The organism is Micrococcus sp. KT16 (genome assembly GCF_003315015.1).
In the GTDB taxonomy this organism is placed as follows: domain Bacteria; phylum Actinomycetota; class Actinomycetes; order Actinomycetales; family Micrococcaceae; genus Micrococcus; species Micrococcus luteus.
On the sequence record NZ_QNRG01000003.1, the window covers coordinates 91,484 to 107,680 of the forward strand.

Genomic DNA, 16,197 nt, shown 5'->3' on the forward strand with positions numbered 1-16,197 from the left:
CGGGCCGGTCAGGCCGCGCGCACCGCGCGGCGCCGCCGGACCACGTCCAGGGCCGCGACCGCGGCGGTGAGCGCCCAGCATACGGCCACCATGCCCATGGCGGTCGAGGCCGCGTGTGCGTACGCCGCGGCCGACGGTGGCCCGGCGCTCTCGGCTGCGGCGCCGGCCAGGGCCGCGAAGAACGCGCCCGTCACCACGGACAGGCCCAGGGCGGTGCCGAGGCGCTGCGCCGTCTGGGCGACGCCGCCGGCCGCCCCCGCCTCGTGGCCGGCGACGTCGTCCATCATCAGCACCTGCGTGCTGGTGAGCAGCAGGGCCTGCGAGGCCGACTGCACGATCAGCCCCACCCCCACGATCCACGGCGACCACGCGCCGGCTGCGCTGCGCTCGAACGCGAGCGCGAGCACCCCCAGCGACACGAGGCCCACCAGAGCGCCGAGCAGCACGAGCACGGGCCCGCGCCGCTGCACCATCGAGCCCACCCACGGGGACAGGGAGGCCACGACGACGGCGCCGGGCAGACCCACGAGGCCGGCCTCGAGCGGCGTGAACCCCATGCCGCGCTGCAGGAAGATCGCCACGATCGCGAACACCGCCGGCATCGTGGCCAGGTAGATGGTGGACTCGAGCGCGCCGATCGTGAAGGACGGCCGCCGGAACAGGGCCGGGTCCACCATGGGCTGCACGCCGGTGGCCGACGCCCGGGCCTTCACGCGCTTCTCCCAGAGCCACCACGCCGTCACGAGCGCGGCGGCGAGCACCAGCAGCCAGGCGGTGCCCGGGACGATGAACGGCACCATGAGGCTCACCCCGCCGGCGCCGAGCAGCAGGGCGCCCACCGGGTCGAGCGCGGCGATCCCGCGTGGTCCGGGGGCGGGGGGCAGGCCGTGCACGCGGGTGGGCGGCGGCAGCCAGAGGGCGCCCATCGCGACGGCGGCCAGGCCCACGGGCACGTTCATGAGGAACGTGGAGCGCCAGCCCCACTCGGGGCCGAACGCGCCGAGGAACAGCCCGCCGAGCAGGGGCCCCACGGCCACGCCGAGGCCCACCACGGTGCCGAAGAGCCCGTAGGCCCGCCCGCGGGCGCGGCCGTGGAAGTTCGACTGGATGAACCCGATGACCTGGGGGTTGAACACGCCCGCGCCCAGGCCCGTGAGCAGGCGCCCCGCGTTGAGCAGCAGGGTGTCCCCGGCCAAGCCGGAGAGCAGGGAGCCGAGCATGTACAGCGTGATGCCCGCCAGGAACAGGTTCTTGCGCCCCCACAGGTCGCCGGCGCGGCCCGCGGCCACGAGCACGGTGCCGAACGTCAGCGTGTACCCCGCCAGCACCCACTGCAGATCCGCGCTCGTGGCGTCCAGGCCCGACTCGATGGCCGGCAGCGCCACGTTCACCACGGACACGCTCATCAGCGCGAGGAAGAGCGGCATGAGCAGTGCGATGAGGATGCGGTGCTGGTCAGGGGTGAAGGCCCCGGACACGGGGTCGGCGGGGTGTGGGGGCCGGGGGGTCATCGCCTCAGGATAGGCGCCGATGCGGGCCGCCCGATTCGGAGCGCACCCCACGATGCGGGATGATGGAGGGCAGACCCCACGAGCCCCTCCGGAGGAGCACCCATGTCCCAGTCCCTGACCCCCGGTCCCGACGGCGCGCGCCGCGGCCCCCGCGCCGGCCTGCGCGTGGGATCGCTCGGCTTCGTTGCGATGATCGTCATCCTGATCGTGGCGATCATCTTCGCCGCGAACCAGAACGACGTGATCGGGTGGCTCGTGGTCGCCGTCGCCGCCGGCTGGCTCGTGTTCGCGGTGGTCGTGTACCTGCAGATGCGCCGCGGCGTCCAGGCCGCGGGCCGCAAGGTGGACACCGCCATGCAGAACGCCCGCGCCGACGTCGCCGCCCTGCGCGGCCGGGACACCGACGCCGCCGCCCCCGCGGTGGCCCCGCCGGCACCGGCCGCGGACCCCCTGCGGGACACCAAGCTGGACCACTCGTTCAAGATCGCCCAGGTGCAGGTGCGCGTGGTGCGCGAGCAGCTCGCCGCAGGCGAGGGCATGGACCGCGAGATGGTGGACCGCGCCCTGGAGACCATCGACATCACGGCCTCCAACGCCCGCGACATGATCAAGGAGTCCCGGACCGGCGGCGCCGAGGGCCCGGTGAGCGGGACGGTGATCGGCTGATGACGGCGCTGCCCGAGAAGGACCCCGTCACCGGGAAGTACCCCGAGCCCGCCGAGGGCGAGCCCGTGGTGCACGCCCACGCCGGGGCGCCCAAGGCCGACGGCGCCGTGCGCGTGGCCACCGTGAACGTCAACGGCATCCGCGCCTCGCACCGCAAGGGCATGCGGGAGTGGTTCGCCGGCCGCGGCGTGGACGTGCTCACCCTCCAGGAGGTGCGCGCCCCCGCGGACGTCACGGCGCAGCTGGTCCGCGAGATCGTGGGCGAGGACTGGGACGAGGTGCACCTGGCGGACGCCGTGGCCGCCGCCAAGGGGCGGGCCGGCGTCGCGATCGCCTCGCGGTTCCCGCTCGGCGAGGTCCGCACGGGCATCGCCGACGCCGACGGGTACTTCGACGACGCCGGCCGCTGGATCGAGGCCGACCTGCGCCTGCCGGACGGCTCGCCGCTGACCGTGGTCTCCGCGTACGTGCACTCGGGCGAGGTCGACACCCCGAAGCAGGAGGACAAGTACCGGTTCCTCGACGAGATGGTCCGCCGCCTCTCCGAGCTGGCCGCGGGGGAGGGGCACGCCCTCGTCACGGGCGACCTCAACGTGGGCCACACCGAGCTGGACATCAAGAACTGGAAGGGCAACGTGAAGAAGGCCGGCTTCCTGCCCGAGGAGCGCGCCTACTTCGACCGGTTCTTCGGCGAGCTCGGCTTCACGGACGTGCACCGCGCCCTCGCCGGGCCGGTGCCGGGCCCGTACACGTGGTGGTCCATGCGCGGCAAGGCCTTCGACAACGACGCCGGGTGGCGCATCGACTACCACATGGCGACCGCGGGCCTGGCCGAGCGGGCGACGGCCGCCGTCGTGGACCGCGCCCCGAGCTGGGGCACCCGCTTCTCCGACCACGCCCCCCTCGTGGTCGACTACCAGTTCTGACCGTGCAGGAGAGACCCGAGGCTGAGATGACCATGAAGAAGAACTCCGTCCAGGACGTCCTGGCCCAGGACGCCGCCGCCACCGCCCACCTGCCCGGCGCGTCCGCCCGGCATCGCGTGCTCTCCGGCATGCAGCCATCGGCGGACTCCCTCCACCTGGGCAACTACCTCGGCGCCCTCGTGAACTGGGAGCGCACCCAGGCCGACTTCGAGGCGTTCTTCTTCATCCCCGACCTGCACGCCATCACCGTGCCGCAGGACCCGGCAGCCCTGGCGGAGCGCACGCGGGTGGCCGCCGCGCAGTTCATCGCCGGCGGCATCGACCCCGAGCGCTCCACGCTGTTCGTCCAGTCCCAGGTGCCCGAGCACGCGCAGCTGGCGTGGGTGCTGACCTGCATGACCGGCATGGGCGAGGCCATGCGCATGACCCAGTTCAAGGACAAGTCCGCCAAGCAGGGCGCGGACGCGGCCGGCGTCGGCCTGCTCGCGTACCCCATGCTCATGGCCGCGGACATCCTGCTCTACCAGCCGCATGGCGTGCCCGTGGGCGACGACCAGCGCCAGCACGTGGAGCTCACCCGCGACCTCGCCCAGCGCTTCAACCACCGCTACGGCGAGACGTTCGTGGTGCCCACCGGCTTCTACCCGGAGACCGGCGCGCGCATCTACGACCTGCAGGACCCCACGTCGAAGATGTCCAAGTCCGCGGCGTCCCCGAACGGGCTCATCAACATCCTCGAGGAGCCGAAGAAGACCGCCAAGAAGATCAAGTCCGCGGTCACCGACGACGGCACCGAGGTGCGCTTCGACCGCGAGGCCAAGCCCGGCGTCTCCAACCTGCTGACCATCCTCGCCGCGGTGTCCGGCACGCCGATCCCGCAGCTCGAGGAGGAGTTCGTCGGCAAGATGTACGGGCACCTCAAGGTCGCGGTGGCGGACGCTGTCGTCGAGCGCCTGGCCCCCGTGCGCGAGCGCGCCCTCGAGCTGCTCGCCGACCCCGCTGAGCTGGACCGCATCCTCGCCTCCGGAGCCGAGAAGGCCCGCGCCGTGGCCACGCCCGTGCTCGAGGACGTCTACGCCAAGGTCGGCTTCCTGCCGCCGCTGCGCTGAGCCGGGCCGCACCGGCCCCGCGGCCTCCCGACGATGGCCCGCGCCCCCGACCTGCGGGGGACGCGGGCCGTCGTGTTCTCCGACTCGAGGTGGAGGCGGCGGCGCGTGCGCGGCTGTCAGGATGGAGGCACTGCCTCCGCTCCTGCCGCAGCGGGGGCGAGCCCCACCGACAGAGGAGTGCCGGAGCCATGTCCACCGCTGTCCCCATCCCCGCCGTCGCCGAGGTCCCGCCCGGCGCCGAACCCGTCCTGGAGACGGAGAACCTCGTCAAGGTCTACGGTCGCGGGGCGTCCCGCTTCGACGCGCTGAAGGGCATCACCCTGCAGATCCAGCGCGGCGAGTCCCTGGCCGTCGTCGGCAAGTCCGGCTCCGGCAAGTCCACCCTGATGCACCTGCTGGCGCTGCTGGACCAGCCCTCCGCCGGCGTCGTCGCGATGGACGGCCGTCCCGTCTCCCAGCTCAAGGCCGCGGAGATCTCCCAGCTGCGCAACGAGCGGTTCGGCTTCGTGTTCCAGCAGTTCTTCCTGAACCCGAACCAGACGGTCCTGGAGAACACCGTGCTGCCGCTGAAGATCGCCGGCGTGGGCCGGGCCGAGCGCACCCGCCGCGGCATGGCGGTGCTCGAGCGGCTCGAGCTCGCGGACAAGGCGAAGAACAAGGCCACGGACCTCTCCGGCGGCCAGAAGCAGCGCGTGTGCATCGCCCGTGCGCTCGTGAACAACCCGACGGTGCTGTTCGCGGACGAGCCCACGGGCAACCTGGACTCCGCCACCTCGGCGGCCGTGGAGGACATCCTCTTCGGCCTGCACCGCGACGAGGGCATCACCCTCGTGGTGGTCACGCACGACGACGACCTGGCCGCGAAGTGTGACCGTCGCGTCGAGCTGCAGGACGGCGTGGTCATCGCCGACGAGCGCGTCGGCACCGAGCGGGACGGAGCGCGGGCATGAAGGCCACCGACGTCGCGGGCACGGCGCTCGCCAACACGATGCGCTCCAAGCTGCGCACCTTCCTCACCGTCGTCGCGATCGTGATCGGCGCATTCACGCTGACCCTCACCACGGGGCTCGGCGCGGGCATCAACAAGTACGTGGACAACGTGGTCGAGGGCTTCGGCAAGCCCGGCGAGCTGACCGTGATGAAGCAGCAGGACATGTCCTCGGCCGGTGCGGCGAGCGGTTCGCCCCAGGAGTACACGGAGCAGGACGCCGCCGGCGGCGAGATGTTCGGCATGCCGCTGCTCACGCAGGAGGACCTCGCCGCGATCGAGGACACCGAGCACGTCACCGAGGTGAAGACCTATCGGGTGGCCGAGCCGGAGTACATCCAGGGCCCGGACGACCGCAAGTGGCAGACCGGCTTCATGGGCAGCTCCGGCGAGATCGACATGCTCACCTTCTCGGCCGGCCGTGCCCCCGAGGCCGGCGCCGCGGAGATCGTCATGCCCGAGTCGTGGGTGGAGGACCTGGGCGCCGGCGACGCCGAGGACCTGGTCGGCACGGAGCTGACCGTCGTGGCGGCGACCCCGCTGCAGGAGCACAAGTCCGTGACGGCCACCGTGGTCGGTGTGACGAAGGCGGCCGCGTCCGGTGCGGGCACCGCCCCGACGCCGTCGGAGTCGCTCGAGCAGGAGATCTACGACATCACGACGGAGGGCCTGCCGGAGTCGCAGCGGAACACCTACTTCCAGGCCACGGCGATCGTGGAGGACCCGGAGGCGAACGAGGACGCCGTGAAGCAGGCGCTGGCCGACCAGGGCCTGCTGGCGCAGACCCTCGAGGAGCAGCTCGGCGTGATCCGCGGCATCATCGACGCCGTCACGTGGGTGCTCACCGGCTTCGCGCTCATCGCGCTGCTCGCCGCCAGCTTCGGCATCATCAACACCCTGCTCATGGCGGTGCAGGAGCGCACCCGGGAGATCGGCCTCATGAAGGCCCTCGGCATGACCGGCGGGAAGATCTTCGGCCTGTTCACCATGGAGGCCGTCGTGATCGGCCTGCTCGGCTCGCTGATCGGCATCGGCCTGGGCGTCGCCGTCGGACTCATCGCGAACCAGGTGCTGACCACCGGCCCCCTCAGCGGCGTCACCGGCCTGGTCCTGTTCGCGGTCAACCCCCTCGCCCTGCTGCTGATCCTGCTGCTGATCGTGGCCATCGCGTTCATCGCCGGCACCTTGCCCGCCCTGCGTGCGGCCCGGAAGGATCCCATCGAGGCACTGCGACACGAGTGATCCTGCCGCCGCGCCCGTCATCACCATCACCGTCACCCACGACACCGAGGAGCTCACCATGACCACCGATCGACCGAACCCGGACCCGAACCCGGAGCAGCCCGCCGCGGGCGGCCCCGGCCCGTACCCGGGCCAGAACCCCGCATACGGCCAGCCCGCCGCGGGCTCCCGCTACGGCACGCAGCCCTACGCGGCCCCGGGCTACGGCGCCCAGCCGGGCAGCCCGTACGGCGTCGTCCCGGAGCCGGCCGCGTTCCCCGCCCTCCTGACGCTGACGCTCACGTCGCTCGCGCTGTACGTGCTGTCCGCCCTGCCGGGCCTGTTCGGCGGCGGGGAGAGCATCGAGAGCATGCGGGACTCCCTGCGCCAGAGCGGCCTCACCCCCGAGCAGGTGGAGGAGATCGCGCCCGTCGTGGGCGCCTCCGTGACGGTGGGAACGATCATCGTCCTGCTCATCGGTGTGGCCCTGTACGCCCTGGTGTACTTCAACCTCCGCGGGGCCAAGAACTGGGCCCGCATCCTCGGCATCGTCGTGGCGATCCTGGGCACCCTCAGTGCCGTCGGCGGCATCTTCTCCTTCGTGACCTTCCCCGGCATCGGCGGCGTCCTGGCCTCCGTGCTGAGCCTGGCGCTGGTGATCGTGAACATCCTGTGGCTGGTCAAGGCCTTCAACCCGCAGGTCGCGGCCTACACCCGTCAGGGCCGCCGCGCCTGATCCCGACGCCGTTCGCCGGCGGCGAGTCCGGGGTCGCCAGCCCTCGCCCCGGCGTCGGCCAGCGGAGACCATGACGACATGGCCTCCGATCATCGACCCCCGCATCCCGTGTCCCCCCACCCCGACGACCTGGACGGCGGCGGGCGGCCCGTGGTGGGCCCGGATGAGGCGCGGCGGCGCATCGCCGGGCACTCCGGCCCGGACGCCCGCCCGCTGATCCGCCCCGATGCCCGCACCCCCGGCGTGTTCCGGGCGCTGCTCGGACTGACGGTGGCGTCCGCGGTCCTCTACGCCGCGTCGATCCTGCGCAACCTCCTCCCGGGCGCGGCCCAGGACATCGCGGACTCGCTGCCCGAGGGCAGCGCGCAGTCGCCCGCGATGACCGCCGAGGCGATCGAGGGCGCCCTCACCGGCAGCGTCTGGTTCGCGACCCTGCTGGGTCTGTCGGTCTACGCGATCGTCCTCGTCGGCCTGACCCGGCACAGCAACACGGCGCGCATCATGGGTGCCCTGTTCGCCTCGATCGCCATCTTCGTGACGCTGCTGGGGGCCATCCGCCTGTTCGTCTTCCCCGCCGGGGACGTGGTGCTGCCCCTGGTCCTGGGCGGGCTGTTCGCGCTCGTGAACGCGGCCTGGCTCGTGTGCGCCTTCAACCCGGGCCTCGCGACGACCTTCCTGCGCCGCCGGGCATGATGGGGGCATGCACCCCCTCGACGACGATCCCCACGAGACCACGGACCCCGCCCCCGATCTCGCGTCGCTGCGTCCCCTGCGCCTGTTCCAGACCGTCACGGCCGTCACGGGCGCACTGAGCGCGGCCGGCATGGGGGGCGTGCTCGCGCTGCAGTCGACGCCCGGCTACGCCCGCGCCGTGCTGGAGGCGCGCTCCTGGGGCGCGAGCGAGGTCACCGACGCCGACGTCGCCGCGTTCCTCACCCCGGCGGGGGCGTGGCCGGTGGCCGCCGCGGCGGTGGTCGTCCTGACCCTGGTGCTCCTGGCCGGCATCACCCGCCGCATCCGGGCCGTGCGCCCCGTGGGGAGCGTGCTCGTGGTGCTGGGGATGCTCACGGCGGCCTTCTGGATGGTCGACGGTGGACGGATGGTGCAGGACGGGGGAGGGGGGCCGGTCGTGCTGGGTGCCGTCGTCGGGATGCTCGTGTCCAGCGCGGTGTGGCTGCGTGTGGCACACCGGCGGGAGACGCGCGACGCCTTCGACGTCTGAGCTCGCCCCGCCTCCGACTCCGCCTCCGGTCCCGCCCGTCCCCACGCCGAGGCCCGCAGACACGCCGCTACGCCGGTCCGGTGACGGCGCGTCTGCGGGCCTCGGCGGGAGGGGCACCACGCACGACGACGGCGGCCCGCCTCCTCGAGGTGAGGAGACGGGCCGCCGTCGTGGTGCGGGGGATCAGAACTGGCGGGCCAGGATGGCCCGCTTCACCTCGGAGATCGCCTTGGTCACCTGGATGCCGCGGGGGCACGCGTCGGTGCAGTTGAAGGTCGTGCGGCAACGCCACACGCCCTCCTTGTCGTTCAGGATCTCCAGGCGCATGTCGCCGGCCTCGTCACGCGAGTCGAAGATGAACCGGTGCGCGTTGACGATGGCGGCCGGGCCGAAGTACTGGCCGTCCGTCCAGAACACCGGGCAGGACGAGGTGCACGCGGCGCACAGGATGCACTTCGTGGTGTCGTCGTAGATCGCCCGGTCGGCCTGGGACTGGTAGCGCTCCTTGGTGGGCGCGTGGCCCTCGGCGACCAGGAATGGCATGATCTCGCGGTAGGACTGGAAGAACGGGTCCATGTCCACGATCAGGTCCTTCTCCACCGGCAGGCCCTTGATGGGCTCCACCAGGATGGGCTTGGACAGGTCGAGGTCCTTCAGGAGCGTCTTGCAGGCCAGGCGGTTGCGGCCGTTGATGCGCATGGCGTCGGAGCCGCACACGCCGTGGGCGCAGGAGCGGCGGAACGACAGGGTGCCGTCGTGGTCCCACTTGACCTTGTGCAGGGCGTCCAGCACGCGGTCGGTGCCGTACATGGTCAGGCGCCACTCGTCCCAGTAGGACTCCTCGGAGGACTCCGGGAGGTAGCGGCGGACCTTGAGCACGATGTCGAAGCTCTCGACCTCGCCTGCGCCGCCACCGGCGGACTGGGTCTGCGCCTGGGCCACGGGGGCCTCGGTCTCGGTTGCTGAGTGGCTCATCAGTACTTACGCTCCATCGGCTGGTAACGGGTCACGACGACGGGCTTGGTCTCGAAGCGGATGCCCTTGACGCCCTCCATCTCCGCGGTCTCGTCACGGTAGATCATGGTGTGCGCCATGAAGTTCTCGTCGTCGCGATCGGGGTAGTCCTCGCGGTAGTGCCCGCCGCGGGACTCCTTGCGGCCCAGGGCCGCGAGGGTCATCGCCTCGGCGATGTCCAGGAGGTAGCCCAGCTCCATGCCCTCGAGCAGGTCGAGGTTGAAGCGGTGGCCCTTGTCCTGGACGGACACGTTCTCGTAGCGCCCGCGCAGCTCCTCGATCTTGGCCAGTGCGCGGCGGATCGAGTCCTCGTCGCGGAAGACCTGCATGTCCGCGTCCATGGACTCCTGGAGCTCGGCGCGGATGTCCGCGACGCGCTCGGAGCCGGTGGCGGAGCGCAGGTTCTCGATGTGCTCCACGGTCGGCAGCTCGCCGCCCTCGGGCAGCTCCACCCAGTCCGCCTGCACGGCGTACTCGGCGGCGTAGATGCCGGCGCGGCGGCCGAACACGTTGATGTCCAGCAGCGAGTTGGTGCCCAGGCGGTTGGACCCGTGCACGGACACGCAGGCCACCTCGCCGGCGGCGTACAGGCCCGGCACGACGGTGTCGTTGTCCTGGTGGACCTCGGCCTTGATGTTCGTGGGGATGCCGCCCATGAAGTAGTGGCAGGTGGGGAACACCGGCACCGGCTCCGTGTAGGGCTCGACGCCCAGGTACGTGCGGGCGAACTCGGTGATGTCCGGGAGCTTCTCGTCGATGTGCGAGGGCTCCAGGTGCGTCAGGTCGAGCAGCACATAGTCCTTGTTGGGGCCGGCGCCGCGGCCCTGACGGACCTCCTCGGCCATGGACCGGGCCACGATGTCGCGCGGGGCGAGGTCCTTGATGGTGGGGGCGTAGCGCTCCATGAAGCGCTCGCCGTCCGCGTTGCGGAGGATGCCGCCCTCGCCGCGTGCGGCCTCCGAAAGCAGGATGCCCAGGCCGGCCAGGCCGGTCGGGTGGAACTGCACGAACTCCATGTCCTCGAGCGGCAGGCCCGCGCGGTAGGCGATGGCCATGCCGTCGCCGGTGAGGGTGTGGGCGTTCGAGGTGGTCTTGTACACCTTGCCGGCGCCGCCGGTGGCGAAGATGACCGACTTGGCCTGGAAGACGTGGATCTCGCCGGTGGCCAGCTCGTAGGAGACGACGCCGGCGGTGCGCTTCTGCTTGTACGGGGTGCCGTCCTCGCGCACGGCGTCCTCCTCCACCAGAAGCAGGTCGAGCACGTAGAACTCGTTGTAGAACTCCACGTTGTGTTTGACGCAGTTCTGGTACAGCGTCTGGAGGATCATGTGGCCGGTGCGGTCCGCGGCGTAGCAGGCGCGGCGCACGGGCGCCTTGCCGTGGTCACGGGTGTGGCCGCCGAAGCGGCGCTGGTCGATCTTGCCCTCGGGGGTGCGGTTGAAGGGCAGGCCCATCTTCTCGAGGTCGAGCACCGCGTCGATGGCCTCCTTGGCCATGACCTCCGCGGCGTCCTGGTCCACCAGGTAGTCGCCGCCCTTGACGGTGTCGAACGTGTGCCACTCCCAGTTGTCCTCCTCGACGTTGGCGAGGGCCGCGCACATGCCGCCCTGGGCCGCGCCGGTGTGGGAACGCGTGGGGTAGATCTTGGTGAGGACGGCGGTGTGCGCGCGCTGACCGGCCTCGATGGCCGCGCGCATGCCCGCGCCGCCGGCGCCGACGATCACCACGTCGTACTTGTGCACCTGCATTCAGGTCTCTCTTTCTGGGTGTCTGTGACGCGGCGGCCGCTCGGGCCGGCCGCACCGCAGGGTGAGCGTTTCCGGGGTCAGCCGCAGAAGGCCGGGGAGCCCTCGAGCAGGGCGCCGGAGGCGTCCACCATGCAGGGGTCGAAGGTGAAGATCACCAGGGTGCCGAGGCTGATGATCACGGCCGTGGCGATGTACAGGATCATCGTCAGCCAGAACCGGCCGGTGCCGCGACGGGTGTAGTCGTTGATGATCGTGCGCACGCCGTTGGCGCCGTGCAGCATGGCCAGCCACAGGAGGGCCAGGTCCCAGAACTGCCACAGCGGGTGCGCCCACTTGCCGGCCACGAAGCCGAAGTCGACGGCCTGGATGCCGTCGCCCACCAGCAGGTTGGTGGTCAGGTGCACGGCGATCAGCACGACGAGGAAGACGCCCGAGATGCGCATGAACAGCCAGGCGAGCATCTCGAAGTTGCCGCGGCAGCCGCCGTCGCGCGTGTACTTGGGGTCCAGACGGCGGCTGCGGGGCGCCGCGATGGTGGTCTCAGCGGTGGTGCTCATGGCTCAGTGACCTCCGAGTGCGAGGCTGAAGTGACGGATGGCGAAGCCCAGGGTCAGGACGACCCACAGCCCCAGCACGATCCACAGCAGGGTCTTGTGGTGCTGGGTGCCGCCCTTCCAGAAGTCGACCAGGATGATGCGCAGGCCGTTCAGGGCGTGGAAGATGATCGCCGCGACGAGGCCGGCCTCGCCGAGCGCGAAGTACCACGTCTTGTACGAGCCGATCACGGCGTCGTAAGCCTCGGGGGAGACCCGGACCAGGGCCGTGTCCAGCACGTGGACGAGCAGGTAGAAGAAGATGACGACGCCGGTGACGCGGTGGCCCACCCAGGACCACATGCCGCCGTGGCCCCGGTACAGGGTTCCGCGGCCGTTCTTGGCCGGGGCCTGCGCAGTGGCGCTAGACACGGTTGATACCTCCAGGGGGAATGCACGATCCCGGTCCTCCGCCGTGGGACGACGACGGGCAGGGGCGTGTGCGAGTGGATTCCTCCTCCTAGGGTAGACCCTTCCCGCGCCTCCGTGCCCGATCGGGGGCCGGGGCGGCCACTGTGACGCGCGCGGCGCCCCGCCGCCGTCCTGTTCGGTCTGGGCTGTGCCCCGCCTGGGACGCGTCGAGTGGTCCCCCGTCCGGACGGTTCCGTAGTCTGGGCCGGTGAGCACCGATCCGAACCTGACCGATGCCCCGCGCGAGGCCGCGCCGGGCACGGCCCTGTCCCGCTTCCACGCCGTGATCCCCGCCGGGGGCGTGGGCACCCGCCTGTGGCCCCTCTCGCGGGCCGCCGCGCCGAAGTTCCTCCACGACCTCACCGGCTCGGGCCAGACCCTGATCCGTGCCACGTGGGACCGTCTGGCGCCCCTGGCCGCGGGCATGCTCGTGGTGACCGGGGAGGCCCACCGGGAGGCGGTGTGCATGCAGCTGCCGGATCTGGCGGAGACGGATCTGGTGCTCGAGCCCTCGCCCAAGGACTCCGCGGCCGCCATCGGCCTGGCCGCGGCGATCCTCTCCCTGCGTGACCCGGACACGATCATGGGCTCGTTCGCGGCGGATCAGGTGATCTCCCCGGTGGAGGTCTTCCAGGACGCGGTGCGGCAGGCCGTCGAGACGGCGGCCACCGGCCGGATCGTGACCATCGGCATCGAGCCCACGCACGCGGCCACGGGCTTCGGCTACATCCGCCGGGGCCGCCGCCTCCGCGTGGCCGGCGCTCCGGACGCGCATGACGTCGCCGCGTTCGTGGAGAAGCCGGACCTGAAGGTCGCCCAGCAGTACGTGAAGTCCGGCCGCTACCTCTGGAACGCGGGCATGTTCGTGGCGCCCGTGGGCCTCATGCTGGCCCACCTCGAGGAGAACGAGCCCGCGCTGCACGCCGGCCTGATGGAGATCGCCCGCGCGTGGGAGACGCCGGAGCGGGACGAGGTCATGGCCCGGGTGTGGCCCGAGCTGACGAAGACCGCCATCGACTACGCCGTGGCCGAGCCCGCCGCCGCCGTCGGCGACGTGGCCGTGATCCCCGGCTCCTTCACGTGGGACGACGTGGGGGACTTCGCGGCGATCGCCCGCCTGAACCCGGTCAAGGACGCCTCCGGCATCACGGTGATCGGGGACACCCCGCGCGTGTACTCGGACGACGCGTCCGGCGTCGTGGTGACGGACACGAAGCGCGTCATCGCCTTGATCGGCATCGAGGACGTCGTCGTGGTGGACACCGAGGACGCGCTGCTGGTCACCACCACGGAGCACGCCCAGGAGGTCAAGAAGGCCGTCGAGGCGCTCAAGGCCGAGGGCGTGGACGAGGTCCTCTGACCGCGTCCCCGGCGGGGTCCGGCCCGCACCGACCGGCACCCCCGGAGTAGGGTGCTGGGCCATGACCACCTCCGACTCCGTGCTGACCGGGCCCCGCCCGACCTCCGTCCCCTCGGTGGGCCCCGTGGTGGCCGAGCTCGAGGACGAGATCGTGTCCTTCCGCCGGGACCTGCACCGGCATCCCGAGCTCTCCTATGAGGAGTACCGCACCACCGACCGCATCGTGGAGCTGCTCTCCGGCTACGGGTTCTCGCCCGTGCGGATGGAGTCCACGGGCGCCTACGTGGACGTCGGGGAGGGGCCGGTGGTGCTGGCCCTGCGCGCCGACATCGACGCGCTGCCGGTCGAGGAGGAGACCGGCCTGCCCTACGTGTCCGTCAATGACGGCGTCGCGCACGCGTGTGGGCACGACATGCACACCGCCGTCATGGCGGGGGTGGCCGTCGCCCTCGGCCGCATCCTCCGCGGGGCCACCGCCGACGCCGACCTGCGCGCGGCCGGCGAGCGGGCCCACGGCACGGTCCGCGTCATCTTCCAGCCCGCGGAGGAGCGGCTGCCCGGCGGGTCGCTGTCCGTGCTGCGCCAGGGGATCCTCGACGACGTGCCCTGCATCCTGGCGGCGCACTGCGACCCGCAGGTCGACGTCGGCTCGATCGGCACCCGCATCGGCGCCATCACCTCGGCGGCGGACACCATCCGGATCACCCTCACCGGACGCGGGGGGCACACCTCGCGGCCCCACCTCACCGAGGACATGGTCTTCGCCCTGTCCCAGATCGCCGTGAACGTGCCCGCCGTGCTCTCCCGGCGGATCGACGTGCGCTCGGCCGTCTCGGTGGTGTGGGGGCAGATCGCCGCCGGCAGCGCGCCCAACGCGATCGACAACACCGGCTACCTGGCCGGGACCATGCGCTGCCTCGACGCGGACGTGTGGGAGGAGGCCGGCGCGCTGCTCGACGAGGTGGTCCGACAGGTGGCCGCGCCGTACGGCGTGCACGTGCAGCTCGAGCACGTGCGCGGCGTCCCGCCGGTGCACAACACCGAGGGCGAGACGGCGCTGATCGAGACCGCGGCGCGGCGGGAGCTCGGCTCGCGGGCGATCGTCCTGACCCCGCAGTCGATGGGCGGCGAGGACTTCGCCTGGATGACCCAGAAGGTGCCCGGCTCCATGCTGCGCCTCGGCACCCGGTCCCCGGGTGGCCCCATCTACGATCTGCACCGCGGGGACTACGCGCCGGACGAGCGGGCCATCGGCGTGGGCATGCGGGTCTTCACCGCCGCCGCGCTGCAGGTGCTCACGGGCGAGGACCACCACTGACCCCACCGCCCGCCCCCGCCGGAGGGGACGGGCCCACCGTTCGGTAGACTCGCGCTCATCCGGACGGGGCCACCCGCACGGGCCCCGTCTTTCCGCGGCCACCGGCCGCGGGCCTCGCACCGTGCCTTCCGAAATGAGGACCCCATGGGCATCGCCACCCCGTCGGCCGCGCGCCGCCGTCGTCTCCTGCTCCCCGCCGCCGCGCTCGGCGTCTCCGGTCTGCTGCTGACCGCGTGCGGCGCCCCGCCGGAGCAGTCCGAGGCCTCGGGCTCCGGCGCCGCCGAGAGCGAGGCCATCGCCACCGTGGACGGCGTCGGCTCGGACAACAAGGACTACAAGGCCTGCATCGTCTCGGACGAGGGCGGCTTCGACGACCGCTCCTTCAACCAGTCCTCCTACGAGGGCCTCAAGGCTGCCGAGAAGGCCTACGGCATCACCACCAGCGAGGCCGAGTCGAACGAGCCCAGCGAGTTCACCCCGAACGTGACCGCCATGGTCAACGCCGACTGCGACGCCGTCATCGGCGTGGGCTTCCTCCTCGGCGACGCCATGAAGCCGATCGCCGCGCAGCACTCGGACACCCACTTCTTCGGCGTGGACGTCACCGCGGAGGGCTTCTCCGACAACTTCCAGAAGCTCACCTACGACACGGCGCAGGCGGCGTTCCTGGCCGGCTACCTGGCGGCGGGCACCACCGAGACCGGCACCGTGGCCACCTATGGCGGCATGGAGATCCCCACCGTCACCATCTTCATGGACGGCTTCGCCCGCGGCGTGGAGCACTACAACGAGGTCAAGGACAAGGACGTCAAGGTCCTGGGCTGGGACAAGGACGCGAAGACCGGCTCCTTCACGGGCGACTTCAAGAACGTGGCCAACGGCAAGACGAACACCGCCAACTTCATCAACGAGGGCGCCGACATCGTGATGCCGGTGGCCGGCCCCGTGGGCCTGGGCACCCTGGACGCCGTCCGCGAGGCGAACCAGGGCGGCAAGGACGTCAAGGTCATCTGGCCGGACTCGGACGGCTACGAGTCCACCAAGGACGGCAACCTGATCCTCACCTCGGTGAAGAAGAACATGGGCCAGTCCGTCGCCGACGTGATCGCCGCGGACCTGAAGGACGAGTTCTCGGCCGAGCCCTACGTGGGCACGTTGGAGAACAAGGGCGTCGAGCTGGCCCCGTTCCACGACTTCGAGGACACGGTGCCGCAGGAGCTCAAGGACGAGCTCAAGGATCTCGAGGCCAAGATCGTCTCGGGCGAGCTGAAGGTCGGCTCGGAGTACTCCCCGGAGGCCTGACCCGCCTCGCCACCGCCGCAGGGCCGGCCCGGACCCCTCCGGACCGGCCCCGCGGCGCGCGGGCGCCCGGCC

At 71.8% G+C, this 16,197-nt stretch carries 16 protein-coding genes; 11 read left to right on the forward strand and 5 right to left on the reverse strand.

Going from position 1 to position 16,197, the window contains the following annotated elements; all coding sequences use genetic code 11:
- Positions 1-8: 8 nt before the first annotated feature.
- Positions 9-1,511, reverse strand: a complete 1,503-nt coding sequence (locus DE149_RS03865; protein ID WP_233490699.1) for an MFS transporter — start codon at positions 1,509-1,511, stop codon at positions 9-11.
- A gap of 102 nt (positions 1,512-1,613) precedes the next feature.
- On the opposite strand from DE149_RS03865, the gene DE149_RS03870 reads away from it, so the two are divergent.
- The 8 genes from DE149_RS03870 (at position 1,614) to DE149_RS03905 (ending at position 8,379) form a co-directional block, all read left to right on the forward strand.
- Entirely contained in the window at positions 1,614-2,177 is a 564-nt protein-coding gene (locus tag DE149_RS03870) for a hypothetical protein (protein ID WP_020624732.1), read from the forward strand.
- Positions 2,177-3,103 (forward strand): exodeoxyribonuclease III, encoded by a 927-nt coding sequence (locus DE149_RS03875; RefSeq protein WP_020624731.1) that lies wholly within the window; start codon positions 2,177-2,179, stop codon positions 3,101-3,103. Before DE149_RS03870 ends, DE149_RS03875 begins: the two co-directional genes overlap by 1 nt.
- A gap of 26 nt (positions 3,104-3,129) precedes the next feature.
- Entirely contained in the window at positions 3,130-4,212 is a 1,083-nt protein-coding gene (gene trpS, locus DE149_RS03880) for a tryptophan--tRNA ligase (protein ID WP_049145560.1), read from the forward strand.
- Between the two features lie 188 nt (positions 4,213-4,400).
- Positions 4,401-5,162, forward strand: coding sequence for an ABC transporter ATP-binding protein (locus DE149_RS03885; RefSeq protein ID WP_036314566.1), 762 nt, complete (start codon positions 4,401-4,403; stop codon positions 5,160-5,162).
- Complete coding sequence (locus tag DE149_RS03890; RefSeq protein ID WP_044659648.1) at positions 5,159-6,442, forward strand: ABC transporter permease; 1,284 nt, start codon at positions 5,159-5,161, stop codon at positions 6,440-6,442. The genes DE149_RS03885 and DE149_RS03890 overlap by 4 nt, the downstream gene beginning before the upstream one ends.
- Positions 6,443-6,500: 58 nt before the next feature.
- Entirely contained in the window at positions 6,501-7,157 is a 657-nt protein-coding gene (locus DE149_RS03895; RefSeq protein ID WP_080981684.1) for a hypothetical protein, read from the forward strand.
- Between the two features lie 78 nt (positions 7,158-7,235).
- A complete protein-coding gene (locus tag DE149_RS03900) occupies positions 7,236-7,850 on the forward strand; it encodes a hypothetical protein (RefSeq protein WP_169577783.1) in 615 nt (204 codons plus the stop codon).
- A gap of 7 nt (positions 7,851-7,857) precedes the next feature.
- Entirely contained in the window at positions 7,858-8,379 is a 522-nt protein-coding gene (locus DE149_RS03905) for a hypothetical protein (protein WP_113913975.1), read from the forward strand.
- Between the two features lie 183 nt (positions 8,380-8,562).
- On the opposite strand, the gene DE149_RS03910 is transcribed toward DE149_RS03905, so the two are convergent.
- The 4 genes from DE149_RS03910 to sdhC all read right to left on the reverse strand — a co-directional run bounded on the left by DE149_RS03910 (position 8,563) and on the right by sdhC (position 12,106).
- On the reverse strand, positions 8,563-9,354 hold the full coding sequence (locus tag DE149_RS03910) for a succinate dehydrogenase iron-sulfur subunit (RefSeq protein ID WP_010079347.1): 792 nt from the start codon (positions 9,352-9,354) through the stop codon (positions 8,563-8,565).
- Positions 9,354-11,141, reverse strand: coding sequence for a succinate dehydrogenase flavoprotein subunit (gene sdhA / locus DE149_RS03915; RefSeq protein WP_113913976.1), 1,788 nt, complete (start codon positions 11,139-11,141; stop codon positions 9,354-9,356). Before sdhA ends, DE149_RS03910 begins: the two co-directional genes overlap by 1 nt.
- Before the next feature lie 77 nt (positions 11,142-11,218).
- Positions 11,219-11,698, reverse strand: a complete 480-nt coding sequence (locus DE149_RS03920) for a succinate dehydrogenase hydrophobic membrane anchor subunit (protein WP_113913977.1) — start codon at positions 11,696-11,698, stop codon at positions 11,219-11,221.
- Positions 11,699-11,701: 3 nt separating this feature from the next.
- On the reverse strand, positions 11,702-12,106 hold the full coding sequence (gene sdhC, locus DE149_RS03925) for a succinate dehydrogenase, cytochrome b556 subunit (RefSeq protein ID WP_010079344.1): 405 nt from the start codon (positions 12,104-12,106) through the stop codon (positions 11,702-11,704).
- Between the two features lie 247 nt (positions 12,107-12,353).
- On the opposite strand from sdhC, the gene DE149_RS03930 reads away from it, so the two are divergent.
- The 3 genes from DE149_RS03930 (at position 12,354) to DE149_RS03940 (ending at position 16,125) form a co-directional block, all read left to right on the forward strand.
- Complete coding sequence (locus DE149_RS03930) at positions 12,354-13,505, forward strand: mannose-1-phosphate guanylyltransferase (protein ID WP_060775495.1); 1,152 nt, start codon at positions 12,354-12,356, stop codon at positions 13,503-13,505.
- A gap of 61 nt (positions 13,506-13,566) precedes the next feature.
- Positions 13,567-14,823 (forward strand): amidohydrolase, encoded by a 1,257-nt coding sequence (locus DE149_RS03935; RefSeq protein ID WP_113913978.1) that lies wholly within the window; start codon positions 13,567-13,569, stop codon positions 14,821-14,823.
- A gap of 144 nt (positions 14,824-14,967) precedes the next feature.
- A complete protein-coding gene (locus DE149_RS03940; protein WP_113913979.1) occupies positions 14,968-16,125 on the forward strand; it encodes a BMP family protein in 1,158 nt (385 codons plus the stop codon).
- The last annotated feature ends 72 nt before the right edge of the window (positions 16,126-16,197 follow it).